Source organism: Cytobacillus stercorigallinarum (genome assembly GCF_014836495.1).
GTDB classification, from domain to species: domain Bacteria; phylum Bacillota; class Bacilli; order Bacillales; family Cytobacillaceae; genus Cytobacillus; species Cytobacillus stercorigallinarum.
This window is the reverse complement of record NZ_JACSQT010000013.1, coordinates 16,372-34,346: the sequence shown is the minus strand read 5'-3', so window position 1 is coordinate 34,346 and position 17,975 is coordinate 16,372. Positions and strand designations below refer to the sequence as shown.

The following is a 17,975-nucleotide window of genomic DNA, read 5'->3' as shown; positions in this document are numbered from 1 at the left end:
GTTGTGTATATGTTTAAAATCATTTGTTTTGAGTAAGATGATTATTAGCTCATAAAGCTTGCATTGATTACGCGACCTATGAGATTATGTATCGGAATGTCCGAATGTGTTATTCTGCGAACCTTTTAGCAAAGAATCTACATGCTTGGGAAAGCATTTGATGTATTTCGTATATGATTTTATGGAAGGGAGACTTGTTTAGTGGCGAAAGATGATGTAATTGAAGTAGAAGGCACAGTCATAGACACTTTGCCAAATGCAATGTTTAAGGTAGAATTAGAAAACGGTCATACAGTTTTAGCTCATGTTTCCGGTAAAATTCGCATGCACTTCATTCGTATTTTACCAGGGGATAAAGTAACAGTTGAGCTTTCTCCTTATGACTTAACTCGCGGAAGAATCACTTATCGTTTTAAATAATCATTGCACTCCATACTACTAAGGAGGTTAGGATAATGAAAGTAAGACCATCAGTTAAACCGATCTGCGAAAAGTGCAAAGTCATCCGCAGAAAAGGTAAAGTAATGGTTATCTGTGAAAACCCTAAACATAAACAAAAACAAGGCTAATTTGAAGGAGGTGCGCATATAGTGGCACGTATTGCAGGTGTAGATGTACCACGTGAAAAACGTGTAGTAATCTCATTAACTTATATCTATGGTATTGGTAAAACAACTGCTCAAAAAGTTCTAGCAGAAGCTGGTGTAAACGAGAATACTCGTGTACGCGATCTTACTGAAGATGAATTAAACAAAATTCGTGAGCAAATCGATTCATTAAAAGTTGAAGGTGACCTTCGTCGTGAAGTATCACTTAACATCAAACGTCTAATGGAAATCGGATCCTACCGCGGTCTTCGTCACCGTCGTGGCTTACCTGTTCGCGGACAAAATACTAAAAACAATGCTCGTACACGTAAAGGTCCTCGTAAGACTGTAGCGAACAAAAAGAAATAATCGGTAAAGGAGGGTTCTTAAAATGGCTCGTAAAACTAATACACGTAAACGTCGTGTCAAAAAGAATATTGAAAGCGGAATTGCACATATTCGTTCAACATTCAATAATACAATCGTAACTATCACTGATTCTCATGGTAATGCTCTTTCTTGGTCAAGTGCTGGTGCGCTAGGATTCAGAGGTTCTCGTAAATCGACTCCTTTCGCTGCGCAAATGGCTGCTGAAACAGCTGCGAAAGCATCTATGGAACATGGTATGAAAACTTTAGAAGTAACAGTTAAAGGACCTGGTGCAGGTCGTGAAGCTGCTATTCGTGCATTACAAGCTGCTGGTCTAGAAGTTACTGCTATCAGAGACGTTACTCCAGTACCACATAACGGATGTCGTCCACCAAAACGCCGCCGTGTATAATTAATCTGTATAAACTTTTGAATCCCTGTCTATAATGGGATATGATACAAAGTAAATGAATTATACAGTATTTATTATTCCAGTTGTTGTGCACAAAACGGGAACGTATACATGGGGGAATTTCGGTTAACAAGCCGGGGTTTCGACGTTTTGAAGGAGGGTGTATTTTGATGATCGAAATAGAAAAACCAAAAATCGAAACGGTTGAGATCAGCGATGATGCTAAGTATGGTAAGTTCGTCGTAGAACCACTTGAGCGTGGATATGGAACAACTTTGGGTAACTCCTTACGTCGTATCCTATTATCCTCACTCCCAGGTGCCGCTGTCACTTCGATCCAAATTGATGGGGTACTTCATGAGTTCTCAACAATTGAAGGCGTCGTAGAAGATGTAACATCTATCATTTTAAACATTAAAAAGCTTGCATTGAAAATCTATTCTGATGAAGAAAAAACATTAGAAATTGATGTTCAAAGCGAAGGTGTAGTTACTGCTGCAGATGTAACACATGATAGTGATGTAGAGATTCTTAATCCGGATCTTCATATTGCTACTCTTGGTTCAAATGGTCATTTGCATATGCGTCTAACTGCTAAACGTGGTCGTGGTTATACACCAGCTGTTCAAAACAAAAAAGAAGATCAACCAATCGGTGTTATTCCTATTGATTCTATTTATACGCCAGTTTCACGCGTACAATATCAAGTTGAGAATACTCGTGTTGGTCAATTGAGTAATTTTGATAAATTGACTTTTGATGTTTGGACTGACGGAAGTACTGGCCCTCAAGATGCAGTTGCACTTGGAGCGAAGATCTTAACTGAGCATTTGAATATCTTTGTTGGTTTAACTGATGAAGCTCAAAATGCTGAAATTATGGTTGAAAAAGAAGAAGACCAAAAAGAAAAAGTCCTTGAAATGACAATTGAAGAACTAGATTTATCTGTTCGTTCATACAACTGCTTAAAACGTGCAGGCATCAATACTGTTCAGGAGTTAGCTAATAAAACTGAAGAAGATATGATGAAAGTACGTAACTTAGGTAGGAAGTCTCTAGAGGAAGTAAAACATAAACTAGAAGAGCTTGGATTAGGTTTGCGTAAAGACGACTGATTGTCTTTTAAATCTAGCCTTTAATGACTTCAACAAAGGAGGGAAACTTTCATGGGATACAGAAAGTTAGGACGTACTAGCGCTCAACGTAAAGCGATGTTACGTGACTTAGCAACAGATTTAATCATCAATGAGCGTATTGAAACAACTGAAGCTCGTGCTAAAGAACTTCGTTCAGTAGTTGAAAAAATGATCACACTTGGTAAACGTGGAGACCTTCACGCTCGTCGCCAAGCAGCTGCATTTGTTCGTCATGAAGTAGCTGATGCTGAGAAAAACCAAGATGCTGTTCAAAAATTGTTCAGTGATATTGCTCCTCGTTATGAAGAGCGTCAAGGTGGTTACACTCGTATTATGAAAATCGGTCCTCGTCGTGGCGACGCAGCACCAATGGTAATCATCGAATTAGTATAATAAACGTATCTTCTAAGATTAGGATAACCTAACCTTTGGGATTCATGTGCAGATTGAGGGCGCCTGAATGGTTTCATTGGAACTTATTCAATGCCCTCTTTCTTTAAATAGGGATACCCCTAAAGCCAATGAGCAAAACCATTTTGAGTGTTACGATGGACACCCGTAAGATTGAGGTGTGACGTCTAGCTCTTTGCATCTTCATCCATGTGCTTTACTCGTCCATACAGGAATGCCTGTATTACTTGGATGAGGATGCAGGCTTTTTTAAAAACTACCATTGCAAGGCAATTGTTAACGAGCCTTTGTTATGGAGATAATGCAGATAAGATAAAACTCCATACACATAGTAGCTCGCCATCAATAGTGGCGGCTTTTTTATTATATCTAATTAATTATGTTTGGTAGGATTTGTGTAAAAAGGATAAGAGACTAAAGTGTTTGAGTTAATGGGAAAATAAAGGATAAATCGCCAGAGCCAGATTGAAAGTTCTTGTGTCTTATAAGTTCAACAAAATGCGAGATTTTGAGGAAATGAGCCAAGCCTAAATAGGGTCACAAGCGGATGGAAACACAAATATGATTGTGTTGGTGGCAAATTGGAATTACGAACATAAGTGTGGGGAATAAGCGTAAGATATGTGGGCAATTGGAAATGCGCGCACAAGTGTAAGAAGCAAGGATAAGAAGTGTGGGCAAACCGGAAATGCGCACACAAGAGTAAGAAACAAGGTTGAGAAGTGTGGGTAAACCGGAAATGCGCACACAAGTGTAAGAAGCAAGGAGAAGAAGAGTGGGTAAACCGAAAATGCGCACACAAGTGTAAGAAGCAAGGAGAAGAAGAGTGGGTAAACCGAAAATGCGCACACAAGTATGAGAAACAAGTCTGAGAAGTGTGGGTAAACCGAAAATGCGCACACAAGAGTAAGAAAAAAGGATAAGAAGTGTGGGCAAATGGGAAATGCGCACACAAGTGTAAGAAGCAAGGAGAAGAAGAGTGGGCAAACCGGAAAAGCGCACACAAGAGTAAGAAACAAGGTTGAGAAGTGTGGGCAAATGGGAAAAGCGCACACAAGAGTAAGAAACAAGGATGAGAAGTGTGGGCAAACCGGAAAACAAGAGTAAGAAACAAGGATAAGAAGAGTGGGTAAACCGAAAAAGCGCACACAAGAGTAAGAAACAAGTCTGAGAAGTGTGGGTAAACCGGAAAAGCGCACACAAGAGTAAGAAACAAGGATAAGAAGAGTGGGCAACTCGGAAAAGCGCACACAAGAAGGAAACAAAGTTTCAGCTAGGTTAGAAAAATACAATGGCATTAGAAATAGTAAAAAAAGCAGTAGAATCCAGTTGTAGCTTTACAGGCTTGCCAATCATATCGTCCAGTTTTCAATCACTTCAGAGCGCTTATGTTTTAACAAGGAAAGAAGAATAGCTAATGAGGCAGGTTCCAAGAAAAAACGAAGTATAAGAGCAACTAGACCTCTGTCATTGCCTTCACAGGCTTGCCAATCGGTCAGTTTTCTAATAAAATTTAGACGTTAGATTTTTAGGTTTGTTTTTAGTAGAGTTGAGAGTAGCAGAGGTTGGAGAGGAGTAGATGAGTATGAAGAATTCCCTCGTGCAGATAAGGAATCTTTCTTTTAAATATGATGAGCATGCGGATTATGCGTTGAAAGATGTGACGTTTGATATATATGAAGGGGAATGGTTGGCGATTGTTGGCCATAATGGTTCAGGGAAGTCAACGATGGCTAAGCTTTTAAATGGCTTGAATTTCCCGAAAGAAGGCAGTATTACGGTAGATAATTTGCTGCTATCAGAAGAAACGGTTTGGGACATACGAGATAAAATTGGGATGGTTTTTCAAAATCCCGATAATCAGTTTGTTGGTACTACTGTACAGGATGATGTGGCTTTTGGTTTAGAAAATCACGGCATCGAGAGAGAAGAAATGATTAAGCGTGTCCATGACGCGCTGGAAAGTGTGAAAATGGAAGAGTTTCTTGATCAAGAGCCGCACCATTTATCAGGTGGTCAAAAGCAGCGTGTGGCCATTGCAGGGGTTCTAGCGCTTAGGCCAAATATCATTGTCTTGGATGAAGCGACCTCTATGTTAGATCCGCGTGGTCGTGAAGAGGTGTTAGAGACAATTAGACAGTTAAAAGCATCACAAGAAATGACTGTTATATCCATCACACATGATTTAGAGGAAGCAGCAAAGGCTGACCGCATGATTGTGATGAATAAGGGACAGCTTTATCGAGAAGGTAGTCCGGAAGATATTTTTCAATTAGATGAAGAGTTGATTTCGTTAGGACTCGATATTCCGTTCCCTGTGAAAATGAGCAAAATGTTAAAAGCTTTAAATATCCCAGTATCTAAGCATCATTTATCCGAAGAAGAATTGGTGGAAGAATTATGGACATCTCACTCAAAAATGTAGAATATCGCTACCAAGTCAATACGCCATTTGAAAGATTAGCGATTCAAGATGTGTCTATAGATATTCCATCTGGCACATTTCTCGCTTTAATAGGACATACTGGTTCTGGGAAATCGACCGTCCTACAACATTTAAATGCATTACTGAAACCTACAGCGGGCGAAGTTGTGATTGGTGAGAGAACGATTACTTCTGAAAAGAAACAGAAAGACTTAAAAGCGGTACGCCAAAAAGTAGCGATTGTCTTTCAATTTCCTGAGCATCAATTATTTGAAGAAACTGTAGAGAAAGATATTTGTTTTGGTCCGATGAATTTCGGTGTAAATGAAGAAGAAGCAAAAAGACGCGCGCATGAAGCCATTAAACAAGTAGGCTTAGATGAGTCGATTTTACAAAAATCACCGTTCGATCTTTCGGGTGGGCAAATGCGCCGAGTAGCCATTGCGGGTGTATTAGCGATGCAACCTAATGTTATTGTGCTTGATGAACCAACAGCAGGCTTAGATCCCCGTGGCCGCAAAGAAATTATGGATATGTTTTATCAGCTTCATAAAGAGCGGAATTTATCTACAATACTTGTAACCCATAGTATGGAGGATGCCTCACGCTATGCAGATAAGATTGCTATTATGCATAAAGGTCAAGTTTATAAGGTGGGGACTCCACTCGAGATTTTCTCTGACCCAGAGCAACTGATAGAAATGGGCTTAGACGTACCAGAGGTAGTGAAATTCCAGCAAAAGCTAGAGAAAACATTCGGCCATAAGTTTGCTAAAACTTGTTTAACAATTGAGGAAATCAGTCAAGAAATGCCTCGCTTTTTAAAGAGAGGTGAAGCATAATGATGGAAAAAATGATTTTTGGACGCTATGTTCCAGCTGACTCAGTGATTCACCGCATGGACCCGCGTTCCAAGCTCCTTATCGTTCTTTTATTCGTATGTGTTGTTTTCCTCGCTAATAATGCGATTACGTATGGTGCACTTGTTGTCTATACCTTATTAATGCTAGCGATGTCGAAGGTGCCGATGCGCTTTGTATTTGGTGGCTTAAAACTCGTCTTCATTTTGATTATTTTTACGTTCTTGATGCATATCTTTTTAACAAGAGAAGGTCCGGTTATTTTTGAATTAGGATGGTTTAAAGTCTATGAAGAAGGCTTGAGACAAGGGATTTTCATCTCTTTACGCTTTTTCCTATTAATCTTAATCACATCCATCTTAACGTTAACAACCGCTCCTATTGCGATTACAGACGGTTTAGAGAGCTTGTTAGGCCCACTTAAGAAGCTGAAGTTTCCAGTCCATGAGCTCGCTCTAATGATGTCTATCGCTTTAAGATTTATTCCGACGCTTATGGAGGAAACAGATAAGATTATGAAGGCACAGTCAGCAAGAGGGGTGGAGTTCTCCTCAGGCCCTGTAAAAGACCGTGTAATGGCCATCATTCCACTATTGATCCCGTTGTTTGTGAGTTCATTTAAACGGGCAGAGGAGCTTGCTACGGCAATGGAAGCACGTGGTTATCGCGGTGGCGATGGCCGGACAAGGTATCGTAAGCTTGTGTGGAGTGGTATCGATACATTGATGTTGTTATTGCTTTTAGCTTTAACGATATTGTTAATTATATTTAGAACATAAAGAGGGCCGATTATGAGAATCAAATGTATTATCGCCTACGATGGCACAGGCTTTGCAGGCTATCAAGTACAACCCAATAAACGGACTGTCCAGAGTGAACTAGAATCAGCACTTACGAAGCTGCATAAGGGCAGCGAGGTTAAAGTAGTTGCTTCTGGCCGCACGGACGCTGGTGTCCATGCGGTGGGTCAAGTGATCCATTTTGATAGTCCTTTGCAACTGCCTGCAGAGCGGTGGCCGGTTGCTTTGAATTCTATTCTGCCGAATGATGTGGTAGTAGAAGAAGCGGCATATGTAGCAGAGGACTTCCATGCACGATATCATGCCATAGGTAAGGAGTATCGCTACCGATTAATACGCACGAAGAAAAGCAATCCTTTTTTGCGGCATTATGCTTATCAGTATTCTTTTCCGATTGATGTCGAGCGTATGCGTGAAGCAATTCCGTATTTATTAGGAGAGCATGACTTTACGAGCTTTTGTTCAGCAAGGTCTGAGGTGGAAGATCGCGTGCGTACCATCCACGGTATTTATATTGAGGAAGATGGGAATGAGTTACTGTTCCGTTTTGTTGGTAATGGATTTCTTTATAATATGATTCGCATTTTAATGGGAACGTTACTTGAAGTCGGTAAGGGTGAGCGTGAGCCCTATGAAATAGAAGAGATATTAGCGAAGAAAAACCGTATTTATGCCGGGAAAACGGCACCTGGTCATGGCCTGTATTTATGGCAAGTCTATTATGAAGAAAATATTGCTAATGATAGGTAGAACGCGTCCTTTGCAGGATTTATGAGAAAAAAATCTTAAAACAACTAATCCTGGTGTAACATCGACTTGACAATCAGCTGGTAAAGTTATATTATAGCATATGGTATTATAATTAAAACCACGATAAGCCCCGGAATCTTATTGTGTAAGAATATATGAAACCAAAAATGATTATGATGGATTTAATTTAGGAGGGAAAACCGATGCGTACAACGTTTATGGCGAATGCAAACAATATCGAACGTAAATGGTACGTAGTTGATGCTGAAGGCAAAACTCTTGGACGTCTTGCTAGTGAAGTAGCATCAATTCTACGTGGTAAACATAAACCAACTTTTACACCACATGTGGATACTGGTGATCATGTAATTATCTTGAACGCTTCTAAGATCGAGTTAACTGGTAAGAAGCTTACTGATAAAATTTACTACCGCCACAGCATGCACCCTGGTGGTTTAAAAACTAGAACTGCTAATGAAATGCGTACAAACTACCCTGAGAGCATGTTAGAGCTTGCTATTAAAGGCATGCTTCCAAAGAACTCTCTTGGTCGTCAAATGTTTAAAAAATTACATGTTTACGCTGGTAGCGAACATGCTCACCAAGCACAACAACCAGAAGTTTACGAACTTCGTGGATAATTAATTAGGGGAGGTTATTAACTTGGCACAGGTTCAATATACTGGTACTGGTCGCCGTAAGAGCTCAGTAGCTCGCGTACGTTTAGTCCCTGGCGACGGTAAAATCGTTATCAATGGTCGTGACATCAATGAATATATCCCGTTTGCAGCTTTACGTGAAGTTGTTAAACAACCACTAGTAGCTACTGAAACAGTAGGAAGCTACGACATTCTTGTAAATGTTAAAGGTGGTGGATACACTGGTCAAGCTGGCGCAATCCGCCACGGTATCGCTCGTGCGTTACTTCTTGCTGATCCAGAATACCGTCCAACACTAAAACGCGCTGGACTATTAACACGTGACGCTCGTATGAAAGAACGTAAAAAATACGGTCTTAAAGGCGCTCGTCGTGCACCTCAGTTCTCAAAACGTTAATTACCAACGTTTCAAGACCCTCGAACATTTTTGTTCAAGGGTCTTTTTTTGATGCAAAAAAGAGCTTCTAACCTAATATTGACCTGATTTATTCTAATTCATGAATTTAGGAAGCTTTCAGCGGTTTTTTGAGATATTGTTTTTAAATGTCTTTATGTCCCAACCTAGATTGTACTTCTTTAATGCTTGCCACTAGAGGAGGGAAGATTTTAACTTGTATTCGATGGTTGTACAAGAATAAATAAAATAAGCTACTCACATAATAGGTCTAGATACTTTATCTGGTGGTGAGAAAAGAAGTGGAAAATATCGAAAGAAATCTTGATGATAATATTCGGCATATTAAGGAAGTATTTAATAATACATCAGATTTAGTAGTGAAAAAGTTTAAGTTAGGTATAGAAAAGAAAGAATATGCTGCAATGATTTATATTGATGGTATTGTCGATTCGGACGCAATACAGGATTTTGTGGTTAAACCATTACTTAATAAAAAAACTTCTGAAAAAGAACAAATAATAAATTATATTACTGAAGTAATTGAATCAACAAATATCAATATGTGTACAAAATATAATGAAATAACAGATGCAATTGTTAATGGTAAAACGACTATTTTATTTGAAAATCATGACACTGGAATCATTATAGATGCGCCAATGTGGCAAGAAAGAAGTCTGGAAGAAGCTCAAGGTGAACGTGTACCACAAGGACCAATTATTGGTTTAACAGAAAAGCTTAAAACAAATATAAATATGTTACGCTCAATTATAAAATCGCCTAATCTATGTGTAGAAAATAAAGAGATTGGAGTAATTTCAAAAACACAAATATCAGTTGTTTATATGAATGGAATCGTCGATAAAGGAATACTAGAAAAGGTTCGAACTCGTATAGGAAATCTTTCAGTTAAATACATATTAGAAGCACGGGTGATTGACGATCTAATTGAAGGAAAGAAAAACTTATTTAACTTAAATAAGTCAACCGAACGCCCTGATGTTCTTGCGTCAGCTTTGTATGAAGGAAGGGTGGGCGTTATTGTAGATGGTACACCCTTAGCTATTATAACACCAACCTTATTTATAGATTCTTTTCAAACGCCCGATGATTATTATTTTAAAACAGGACGTTTTACAACTCGGTTAATTCGCCTATTTGGTTTTTTCTTATCTGTATTTTTGCCTGCAATATACCTTACCTTAGAAAAATTCCATCAAGATGAATTTTCTAAGAAGGTTGTAAAATCATTATTTTCTGATGGCGAAATACTACCTGCATTTTGGGAAATGATCTTTTTAATGTTTTTATTAAAAATACTTACAGATGCTTCTTTTCGAATTCCTAAAAGTGCAATTATTCTTATCTCATTAGTCGCAACTATTGTAATTGGTGAGACAGCAGTTACAGCTAAAATTATTCACCCGGCAAGTCTAATTACCATAGGAATTACTTTTTTATCCAGTTTTCTTATTGTATATAGAGGGTTGTCTAATGCAATAGCAACATTACGTTTTCTTTTTTTAATCATTGCTCTTTATTGGGGGTTCACTGGTTTAATAGTTGGAACAACAATTCTCATATTGTATATGGTAAATCTCAAGTCGGCAGGAGTCCCTTATCTTTCACCATTAATCCCTTTTAGATATCGAGAGTTAAAGGATACTTTTTATAGAGGTGATTTACAGTCTTTAATAAATAGTAAGCACACATATCCTGATAATAATAGTTGAAAAATTATCAAAGTGAAAAAATTTTATTTTTAAATGTTGAAAAAAGCCCTTCTCAATAGAGGGGCTTTTTTTATTTATCACTTAAGGTTGTTTTTTTATGGTTAAATGTTGGTAAAAAATTCAGAAATACAATTATTCATTTATTTATTTTTCATTTTTTTATTAATTTGCGAACAAGAAATAGAAAAACTTGAACGTAAAAATGATAAGAATTTAGTTTTTAAACCATAAAAAGCCATTATGAATACGATTTTTTAAAAAATATATATCAGTGTAAGGAATAATATTAGAAAAATAGTTTAATAAGGTAAGTCATTCCTAATATGTTCAATATATAAGAAAATACGGTCATTTATTGATAAGACCATAATGGATTTATTATGCTAACATTTTTTGTGTAGACAAAAAATGAGGAGGAGTTATTTGATGAAGTTTAAATTTTTGGGTATAGCTGGTGTTTTATTAGGGGGTATGTTCGTTTCTCAGACAGCTTTTGCAGCTGAGGTCCAGGAACCATTTGAATCTCCTGCTACTGTGGAGTTTGAAATGAATACTACTAACCCTAATGAACCTGGTGGAGAAAAAGGTGAAGATGGAAATAACAACGATATTATCCCAACTACTCAAGTAGGTCCATTAACAGTAGATGTTGTTCCTAAAGCTGAATTTGGTTTGCACACAGTACCTACACAACAAGAAACTTATGAAGCAAACAATCAACTACCCTACCTACAAGTTACGGAGCAAAGAGGTGCGGATTCAGATGGTTGGAATGTTGCTGTAAAGATGACACAAGGTTTCACGGATGGAACAAATTCTTTTGAGGGGTTATTAACTTTCCAAAATGCTACTGTCAAATCTGTTGGTGAAAATAGTTCTAATGCACCTGTTGCAAGTGATATAACTATTACAGATGCTGCTCAAAACATCCTTTCAACTCAAGATGCGGGTGATGGACTAGGCACATGGTTATCTACTTACTACACAGAAAATGAAACAAATGAAAACATTTCACTAACGGTTCCGGCTGGTGTAAGTGCTGGATCTTATGAAGCTGAACTTGAATGGACAATTTCCAGTGGACCAACTGAATAATTTACTGTAATGAAAATAAACCATTATATTAGGAGGGTATGAATGTACTCTCTTATTTTTATAGGAGACCCTATTTATGAAAAAACTATTAAAAACTTTTTCAATCCTTTTTTCAATCCTTTTTATAGTTGGTATCCCAACAATCATGGTTCAAGCAAATGGTGAAGGGACAACTCAGATCAAAGCAATTATTCCAGATAATCAAATTCAAGATAATATTGGTTATTTTGATCTCATGATGGTTCCTGGGCAAAAACAAACGATTGAAGTTGAGTTAGATAATAGTAGTTCTGAAGAGAAGAACTATTTCATTCATATCACTCCTGCAACGACTAGTGATGGAGGGACGATCGATTATTCTAATTTAGAACCTAAATTGGACGAGTCAGTTCTGTTTGATTTTCGTGAAATTGCAACTTTAGAAAAAGAGAAATATGTTGTTCCTCCAAACTCTAAGATTCGCGTACCTATCCAAATAAGTATGCCTGAGGAGGCATTTGAAGGTCGATTATTGGGCGGCATTTATAGTTATGTTGAAAGTGATGATGAAGAATCAACGGATGAAGCGTTACAGGTGAAAAATAAAGTATCTAATAGTATTGCTATTGTATTAAGAGTTGGTGATTCTCCTGTTACCCCAAATCTTGTCTTGAAACAGATTATTGCTGATTCAAGAAATACTTTTCCTGTAATTGAAGTAAATCTTCAAAATCCAACTCCTACAATAATAGGTGGCCTTTCAATCGATTCAACAGTTTACTATGAAGATCATCTATATATTGAAAATCATTCAGAAAATATGATCATGGCGCCAAATTCTAATTTTGATTATGGCCTTTCCCTTGATGGTCAAGAAATTCAACCAGGAAATTATCGATTAGAAATGACTGCTAGTTCAGGAGAACATACTTGGGAGTTTTCTGAAGAGTTTGCTATTGATAGTCAGACGGCAAATAACCTAAACGAGAACATAGTCTTTGAGGTAGAAAAGGATAATCATTATCTCTACTTTATTATTTTTGGGTTAATCATTTTAATGGTGATTATTTTGTTAGGTTTTTTTATAAAAAAACACAAAAAAAGTGAATCAGAGAAACAATGACGTGCCATCCTTTTTAGAGTATAAAAATCTAATCTGAAATGGAGGGGATATTCACGTGAGAAAACAACGTTTAACTCCAAAGAGGAAAAGAAAGAGATCGTTCATTCATTACTCTAAAATTGGTATTGTTGCCAGTGTTATTGTCCTTTTGTTGCAACAAATGAATGCATTAGGTTATTTTAATGTTCATTTCACCTCTGCGGAAGAAACAATTAATCTTCAAATCACAAAAAGTGAATTGCATGTTAATGAACAAACAACTTTAAAAGTAGAAACGACTGGACATGAAGTAGAAACGATCAAGATACCTGAAGGAATGGAGTATGTCGAAACGGAAAAAAATATTAATGATGAAAATATTATAAGTTATAACCAAGAAAAACGAGAAGTAGTCATGAATACAATGGAGGCTGATGATAAGAAAGTCGAAATTCATTTAATAGGTCTAGAAAAAGGCGAATATCGAATTTTTGCCGAAGCCAATACTGGTACTTTATCAAATACGGTGGAAATTACAGTTAAAGACAAGGAAACGATCCAAGAAAAGAAAGAGGAAGGTTCAAAGGAAGCTGAGGATAAGCCAGAGGATGATCAGACAAACCAAGTAATTGAAGAAAAACCATTAGATGAATCAGATGAAGGAATGGATGAAGAAACTGAGGATTTAGGAAGTCAAACGATTGATAATGATAATGATACCGATGAAGATAAAGAAAGTGAAACGATTGATAAAGATAATGATAGCGACGAAGATAAAGAAAGTGAAAAGAATAAAAATGAGCATACTGATCAAATAACTAGTGAGTCGGTTCATATAAATAAGGATAATGAAAACGAATCAAAGGATACCTTAATAGATTCTGATTCGACAAATGAAGAGAATAATAATGAACCAGATATAAATAATGAACCAACATTGAAAGAGGATAATGAAGGAAAGGCTGACAACTCAGTCGATCAAGGTGTAGAAGAGCCTTTATTATTCAATCAGCAGCCTATTTCGACCTTGAATATTAGTCCAATGAATATATGGGAAACAGATCCAAGAAATTATAGATTAAATCTAAATGATGATGTTTCTGGAGCTAGGGTCTTATTTAACCCATTAAAACATAGCTCTAGTATAGATATCACGTATAGTCCAGAAGATGACTCAGTTGACCCCTGGGCAAATGGGGAGTTAGATTTCTATTGGAATGGAAGCGTCGGGTTGGATATTAATTTACTTGAAGTCATTAATATCTTTCAACTAATAACAATCATGAACGGTGGATTAGGTTTTGCAGTATATCTTAATTTGCCAGATTATTTTTCTGCAGATTCAATGTTGGAGGCTATAAATTATACCAGCTCGGAATTAATTATTGGAAACTCTAGTGCATTTTCAATTACAAGAAATAACTTTCGTAAAGTAGATGATTCCACATTAGAATTAACTATTCGCCCTAGTAATAGTAGCGAGAACTTCTTTAGCTTAATTGCTCATGCTGTCTGGGATATTATCACTACCGCAGGAATGGATCTGAAGAATTTTCCAGTATCATTTAGAATTCAAGTGGATGTAGAGACCCTTACTGCAAACGGTCATCCAACAGATGAATCAGAAGGAAATGTTTTAACAAAAGGAAAATTACCACCTAGCCCCAATAATTTAATTGAAGGAATTTCTGTTGACTTCTATCCTTCAGAACAAGTAGCAAACTTACAACAACGAAAAACTATTTTGGGAATTCCGTATTGGGAGAATGTTTCTGGTGCGCCGGTATATGTAAAACCTGATCAAGTTGGTAACCCCAAAATTTCTGTAACTGATAGCATCCCTACTTGGAGTCATTATATTTCTCCATGGGATAATGAAGAAGAGTATAATGTAACAACCATAGATGGGTTTGAAGAGGTAACGGGAGTAACGACTTCATTGCCAGGTTCAATCGGAAGTCGTGAACTAACTTTAGATTTATATAAACATAGATTTGATGAATTAGATAAATCCCGTTTCTATCGAGTGGTTAACTTCTTTGATCGAACCAATGAAACGGATGGAGCTAGTCTAGATCATACACCTACCTCATTACAATTAAATACTCCATCAACTGTAAGTATTTCAGGAAAAGATAATAATGGGATCGCCCTTAGCCCGGTTAATGTTAAAGTACTTGATGAGGCGAAAAGTCCCGAGTTAAAGTTAAAGAACATGGAAACTACTGAGATTGCTAAAGGGAAAAGTTTTGATATTCCTTTAGAATGGAAAGGTGAGACAAGTAAAAGTATAAGTATTTCTTACTCACTTGATGAGGGTGCATTCCAAGAAGTAGTTGAAAGCAAAGAAAATAATAATAATAAGAGATATCACGATGAAACCATTACCATACCAGCTATAAAAATGAAGGTTATCATAAGGTACTCATTAAAATCCGAGATAATTATAATAGGGAAGCCATACAAAGCTTGGATATCACAGTTTTGGATATGCTGGTAATCAATGGAAAACAAGAACTTTCAAATTTAAGGACCGAAGAATCTGGTTCTAAAATTACTGCTATCACAAATGAGGTCATTAGACATACTATTCAATTTGAAAATGAAAGTGATTTAAATATATTGTATGATCCCACACTCAATCTGACCTTACCCACCGATATTGCTGCTGACTATGTTGCTGATTCTCTAACAGTTTATGTCAATGGAGAAGAAAAATCTTTAGATAAGGATATTATTTTTGAGAATGGTAAAGGAAAGTTAAATTTAGGGGAGTTGTTAGAGTCTAATGAATTGCAGCCAAATGATGACATAATGGTTACGCTTCATTATCGATTCAAGAATATAGTTGACACCAGGTTAACCATTCCTGGGGCAGCAATTACGGGGACCTATATGGCTGAAGGGGAATCAAAAACTTTCCCTTTAATGAATTTATCTCAACTGGAAATCGAATTTCAAAATGAAGAATTAACTTTGAATAAAGTACCTGAAAGTATCCAATTTGGTGTCAATGACATTCCAACATCCACATCCACATATAATAGAATAAACGAATCATTTGCTTTCCAAGTGATTGATACCTTACAAGCAGCGGAAGCAAAGAAGTGGCAAATTAACGCAACATTAAAATCAGATTTTCAGACTTCATCAGGTGACCCATTATTTTCAGATTTGATTTTCACGAATAAAAAGGGTGTAGAGTATATATTACAAAAAGATACCCCAGTCCCTGCTTACGTTAATGATGAGCTTACGACTTATGGCGTACGTAACATAGAGTATGGGTCTAATGAAGGTTTAACATTAAGAGTAATAGGCGGAGCACCGATTAAAAAAAGTGAAACCTATACAGCAGTAATTGAATGGAACCTTTCGGAAGGGCCTAAAGAATAACCTGATTGATGTTAGAAGCGTGTGTGAAAAAGAAAATGGTAGGAACAAGACTTGGGTTTACTGTGGAAACTAAGTACTTTATAGGGTTATATCTACTTAAAGTTATGTCTAGAAGTATAAATGTTCTCCATGGATAAAACCGGATGATTAAAAAAGAAACACAAAAATAACCATATGGACGAATTATTTTTCCTACTGGTTCTTAAAATAAGGAAACATCCGTAATTCCAATTTACAACACTTTGAGAATGAACTACTCAAAGTGTTGTATTTGTTTTTTTATACTCGTTTTGCTACAGCTAAATATATTGAGGAAGCAATACTTTGAATAAAGAATATAATCATTACGTAATAAATAAAATACTCTCTATGAATCATATCTAATATGGCTACTAATGCAACGCCAAGAAGGATTCCTCCTGTTAATATTGAATACGAAAAAGATTTAGTTTTAAAAATTAATAACTCTCCTCTTTCATCCATTGATTCCTTTTTTCTTTCAAAATTGGCTTTGTATATTTCTGAAATAATAACAAGTAATGCTAACCCTATAATCAGGGTTGTGGTTAACGTAATCATACAACATCCTCCTTATATTTAAATACTTCTGTAATCTCTTTTCCTAATGAATTAGAAATCTTAAATGCCAATATCAATGAAGGGTTATATTTGTTTTTTTCTAAGGCTGCAATTGTTTGACGACTAACACCTACGGCATCGGCTAAGTGTTGTTGGGTCCATTTCTTCTCAGCCCTTCCCACAGATATATAGTTTTCTAACATATGGTACCTCTTTTCTTTATGGTATTTTAATACGTTGATTGTAATGTATTTTTTACATAATGTAAAGTATATACGACAATTAAATTTCTTATATTAGATGATTCCCTTTAAAGATTTTAATTACAAGCACTTCAATAAAATGAATGGAATATAAACTAATCCAATATAAGTATAAATAATTATCACAATATTAAATCTTCTCTTGAATCTCACGTAGCGTGAGCTGGTAACATTAATTCACAACCTGCAAAGGAGGATGATAGGATGGAAATAGGCTTTTGGATTATTTTAATTACCTTATTACTTTATGATCCGATGATTGGATACTTAGACTTTCAAAAATTTATAAAGGATGTACGGATAAAAGAGCATGCAAGATTAAAGTACTACTACAAAATAATATATGGATCATGGCTACCGATCATTTTTATTCTTGGCTTGGTGTTACTGACAGAACTGTCTTTAGGGCAAATAGGCTTCACATCACTTAAACTTAATACATCTGTTTTAGGTACTGTTTTTAGTTACATCATTTTAACTTTAGGCGTATTATATCTTTGTTTAGTTTTGTACTATATATTTGGATATTATTTAAGTTCTAAAATTAGGCGTGAACTATCCATAAAAAAAGCGAGGGAAATGGAGAATTATGAGTTTACTCCGATATTGCCAGTTAATGATAAAGAGAAAAAAGTGTGGAATTTTGTATCATTGAGTGCAGGGATAACGGAAGAAGTTCTTTATAGGGGTTTCTTGATTTTTGCACTATCCTATTTGTTTCCTAATTTATCAATTTGGGGCGTAATAATTGTTGCAACCTTTATATTTGGATTAGCACATACTTATCAAGGGTTTTGGATAGGGGTTGTAAGAACTTCTATTGTAGGTTTCTTATTTTCAAGTCTCTATATTGTTTTAGGATCAATTATTCCGTTAATTGTTTTACACTTCTTAATTGATTATCTTGCCAAATTAGGAGATCATCAAAGTTAAGCTTACGAAATAAATGAAGAGTAGTATTTTTTCAATACGAAACAAAGAGGCAGTTTGTGTCGCCTCTTTGTTTTTTTAGATGGAAAAAT

The 17,975-nt window shown here is 36.3% G+C and carries 21 protein-coding genes; 19 read left to right on the top strand and 2 right to left on the bottom strand.

Features of this window, described 5'->3' with window-relative positions; genetic code table 11:
- Nucleotides 1-201: 201 nt before the first annotated feature.
- From infA to H9655_RS19210, 18 genes are all read left to right on the top strand, one after another.
- A complete protein-coding gene (gene infA, locus H9655_RS19295) occupies nt 202-420 on the top strand; it encodes a translation initiation factor IF-1 (RefSeq protein ID WP_095371202.1) in 219 nt (72 codons plus the stop codon).
- A 35-nt stretch (nt 421-455) separates the two neighbouring features.
- A complete protein-coding gene (gene rpmJ, locus H9655_RS19290; RefSeq protein WP_003156543.1) occupies nt 456-569 on the top strand; it encodes a 50S ribosomal protein L36 in 114 nt (37 codons plus the stop codon).
- Between the two features lie 21 nt (nt 570-590).
- Nucleotides 591-956, top strand: a complete 366-nt coding sequence (gene rpsM / locus H9655_RS19285; protein WP_095371201.1) for a 30S ribosomal protein S13 — start codon at nt 591-593, stop codon at nt 954-956.
- A gap of 22 nt (nt 957-978) precedes the next feature.
- A complete protein-coding gene (gene rpsK / locus H9655_RS19280; protein WP_095371200.1) occupies nt 979-1,368 on the top strand; it encodes a 30S ribosomal protein S11 in 390 nt (129 codons plus the stop codon).
- Nucleotides 1,369-1,538: 170 nt separating this feature from the next.
- Complete coding sequence (locus H9655_RS19275) at nt 1,539-2,483, top strand: DNA-directed RNA polymerase subunit alpha (protein WP_095371199.1); 945 nt, start codon at nt 1,539-1,541, stop codon at nt 2,481-2,483.
- A gap of 51 nt (nt 2,484-2,534) precedes the next feature.
- Complete coding sequence (gene rplQ, locus H9655_RS19270) at nt 2,535-2,897, top strand: 50S ribosomal protein L17 (RefSeq protein ID WP_191816882.1); 363 nt, start codon at nt 2,535-2,537, stop codon at nt 2,895-2,897.
- Between the two features lie 954 nt (nt 2,898-3,851).
- Nucleotides 3,852-4,022 (top strand): hypothetical protein, encoded by a 171-nt coding sequence (locus H9655_RS19265; RefSeq protein ID WP_191816881.1) that lies wholly within the window; start codon nt 3,852-3,854, stop codon nt 4,020-4,022.
- Nucleotides 4,023-4,500: 478 nt separating this feature from the next.
- Entirely contained in the window at nt 4,501-5,340 is an 840-nt protein-coding gene (locus H9655_RS19260; RefSeq protein ID WP_191816920.1) for an energy-coupling factor ABC transporter ATP-binding protein, read from the top strand.
- Nucleotides 5,316-6,182, top strand: a complete 867-nt coding sequence (locus H9655_RS19255; protein WP_191816880.1) for an energy-coupling factor ABC transporter ATP-binding protein — start codon at nt 5,316-5,318, stop codon at nt 6,180-6,182. Before H9655_RS19260 ends, H9655_RS19255 begins: the two co-directional genes overlap by 25 nt.
- A complete protein-coding gene (locus H9655_RS19250) occupies nt 6,182-6,979 on the top strand; it encodes an energy-coupling factor transporter transmembrane component T family protein (RefSeq protein WP_191816879.1) in 798 nt (265 codons plus the stop codon). The genes H9655_RS19255 and H9655_RS19250 overlap by 1 nt, the downstream gene beginning before the upstream one ends.
- Nucleotides 6,980-6,988: 9 nt before the next feature.
- Nucleotides 6,989-7,750 carry a tRNA pseudouridine(38-40) synthase TruA gene (truA, locus tag H9655_RS19245; protein WP_191816919.1) on the top strand — a complete coding sequence of 254 codons (762 nt, stop codon included), beginning with the start codon at nt 6,989-6,991 and terminating at the stop codon, nt 7,748-7,750.
- 203 nt (nt 7,751-7,953) lie between these two features.
- Entirely contained in the window at nt 7,954-8,391 is a 438-nt protein-coding gene (gene rplM, locus H9655_RS19240; RefSeq protein WP_191816878.1) for a 50S ribosomal protein L13, read from the top strand.
- Between the two features lie 22 nt (nt 8,392-8,413).
- Nucleotides 8,414-8,806, top strand: a complete 393-nt coding sequence (gene rpsI / locus H9655_RS19235) for a 30S ribosomal protein S9 (RefSeq protein WP_191816877.1) — start codon at nt 8,414-8,416, stop codon at nt 8,804-8,806.
- Between the two features lie 299 nt (nt 8,807-9,105).
- Entirely contained in the window at nt 9,106-10,539 is a 1,434-nt protein-coding gene (locus H9655_RS19230) for a spore germination protein (RefSeq protein WP_191816876.1), read from the top strand.
- Nucleotides 10,540-10,965: 426 nt separating this feature from the next.
- Nucleotides 10,966-11,634: a WxL domain-containing protein gene (locus H9655_RS19225; protein WP_191816875.1), complete on the top strand. Its 669-nt coding sequence runs from the start codon at nt 10,966-10,968 to the stop codon at nt 11,632-11,634.
- Between the two features lie 76 nt (nt 11,635-11,710).
- On the top strand, nt 11,711-12,736 hold the full coding sequence (locus H9655_RS19220; protein WP_191816874.1) for a DUF916 and DUF3324 domain-containing protein: 1,026 nt from the start codon (nt 11,711-11,713) through the stop codon (nt 12,734-12,736).
- Nucleotides 12,737-12,791: 55 nt separating this feature from the next.
- On the top strand, nt 12,792-15,215 hold the full coding sequence (locus H9655_RS19215) for a ring-infected erythrocyte surface antigen domain-containing protein (RefSeq protein WP_191816873.1): 2,424 nt from the start codon (nt 12,792-12,794) through the stop codon (nt 15,213-15,215).
- On the top strand, nt 15,185-16,111 hold the full coding sequence (locus H9655_RS19210; RefSeq protein WP_191816872.1) for a hypothetical protein: 927 nt from the start codon (nt 15,185-15,187) through the stop codon (nt 16,109-16,111). Before H9655_RS19215 ends, H9655_RS19210 begins: the two co-directional genes overlap by 31 nt.
- 279 nt (nt 16,112-16,390) lie before the next feature.
- Here H9655_RS19210 and H9655_RS19205 read toward each other — a convergent pair whose 3' ends face one another.
- Nucleotides 16,391-16,690: a hypothetical protein gene (locus H9655_RS19205; protein WP_191816871.1), complete on the bottom strand. Its 300-nt coding sequence runs from the start codon at nt 16,688-16,690 to the stop codon at nt 16,391-16,393.
- Nucleotides 16,687-16,893: a helix-turn-helix transcriptional regulator gene (locus H9655_RS19200; protein ID WP_191816870.1), complete on the bottom strand. Its 207-nt coding sequence runs from the start codon at nt 16,891-16,893 to the stop codon at nt 16,687-16,689. The genes H9655_RS19205 and H9655_RS19200 overlap by 4 nt, the downstream gene beginning before the upstream one ends.
- Before the next feature lie 264 nt (nt 16,894-17,157).
- Here H9655_RS19200 and H9655_RS19195 point away from each other — a divergent pair, with 264 nt between their 5' ends.
- On the top strand, nt 17,158-17,886 hold the full coding sequence (locus H9655_RS19195) for a CPBP family intramembrane glutamic endopeptidase (protein ID WP_191816869.1): 729 nt from the start codon (nt 17,158-17,160) through the stop codon (nt 17,884-17,886).
- Nucleotides 17,887-17,975: the final 89 nt, after the last annotated feature.